1 protein-coding gene is annotated in these 1,504 nt (G+C 60.9%); it reads right to left on the bottom strand.

The window, feature by feature from the left end:
* Positions 1-10: 10 nt before the first annotated feature.
* Positions 11-1,390: an IS4 family transposase gene (locus AC097O_RS24150; protein WP_479589148.1), complete on the bottom strand. Its 1,380-nt coding sequence runs from the start codon at positions 1,388-1,390 to the stop codon at positions 11-13.
* Between the last annotated feature and the right edge of the window lie 114 nt (positions 1,391-1,504).

The raw sequence follows: 1,504 nt of genomic DNA, 5'->3' as shown, positions 1-1,504 counted from the left end.
CCTCATGGCACTAGGATAAGCCCCGCCGCATGCGAATCGCCGCTCTGGCTGCTGTGCGAGGCACGTTCAGCAGCGGCAACGGTTTGAGTCTTCGCTTCTTAGCCCTGGGCTCAATCCGTCCCGGTTGCTGCACCAGCTTGAGCGTCGCTATGCTGCGCAACAAGATATTGCACAGCCCCGCAATTGCCTTAGCAGAGCTGCCTATGAGCTGTTGCGCAAACCCATTCAATAGGCGCTTCGCACTGGCAAAACTAAGCGCCCGTGGTAGCACGTCGGCCAGCACTGCACTGGCACCCATGGTCCAGCGCACCAGGTTGAAGGCCAGCATGTAGGCAGCGATCTCTTTGTCCACCATTTCGCTGGATTTGCAGCGCAGTACATCCATCGCCATGGTGGCTTTGAGCGAGCGAAAGTCCACCTCGATACTCCAGCGCATACCGTATAGCTGGTCCAGTGCCTGCGCACTGGTGCAGCGTGCATCGCACAAGGTGCTCACCACCACCCGTCCTTGCACCTCAATCTCGCGTATGCGCAGCGTCTTCGGTAGTGCGGCGTACTCGCTGTGGCCCATCCATTCAGGTCTTGGCGGGCGCCGCCACTGGACGATATGGTCACCTCGGCCCAGTATCTGGCCCTGCGCAAAGTCGCTACTACGCCTGCCGTGCTGGGCCATGACGACATCGCCACCCCGGCTCTGGATAGCCTGGATGAGCCACCAAGTCGCCAGCAATGCATCGGCCAGAACAATATCACCGGGTTGGATGTGCCCCAGCAAACCGTACAGCACGGTTTGCTCCCCCGTGCCTTTGCCGCGCAGAGCGGTCAAGTCGTAGGCCAGTACGGCCCCGCTGGCCAAGCCGATCAGGGCTCCGATGCGCACCATGGGGAAGCCCACTCCCACCGCTTGGCTGCGGCTTTGCGGGTACGCGGCTTGGTTGCTCATGGTGTCGGGCATGGATACGCTGGTGCCGTCAAAGAGTTTGACGCAGCGCCCCTGCCAGCGCCAGGCTTTGGGCGCTAAAGACTCCAGGCGCTGCCCCAGCAGAGTGCCCAGATCACTGACTAGGGCCTTGGGTAGGCGCTTTCTGGCTTGGCAGTAGCTGGCGTTGTTGGCAGAGCATGGCCGATGGCCTTGGCTTACCTGCTGGGCCAGGTGACTGGCGGTAGCCGTTTGGCAGACGGGGTCGGGGCTGAGAACTTGACCGATGAACAGACCCAGTGTGGTCAGTGGTGGGTACAAGCGCTGGCGTACTGCGCCGGGCTGGCGGTCGGCTATCGCACAGATGTCTTGGATGCTGAGTGCTTGGCCCAGTCGCCCCGTGTGGGCGTGGCCAAACTGTTGGCGCAGCCTTTGGGCGGCTGCATAGTTCTTCGATTTGGTATCCTGCAACTGGGCTGAGTCCTTTTGATTTCTGGTTCGTTTTGCAACTCCAGACTATCACTGTCAGCGGCTCTGCCCACCCCTTGCTTGCAGGGCAATTCTTCTTATCCTAGTGCCATGAGG

Source organism: Rhodoferax sp. LS1P39, from assembly GCF_056521425.1.
The sequence above is the reverse complement of the archived record's forward strand: the minus strand, read 5'-3'. Positions and strand labels throughout refer to the sequence as shown.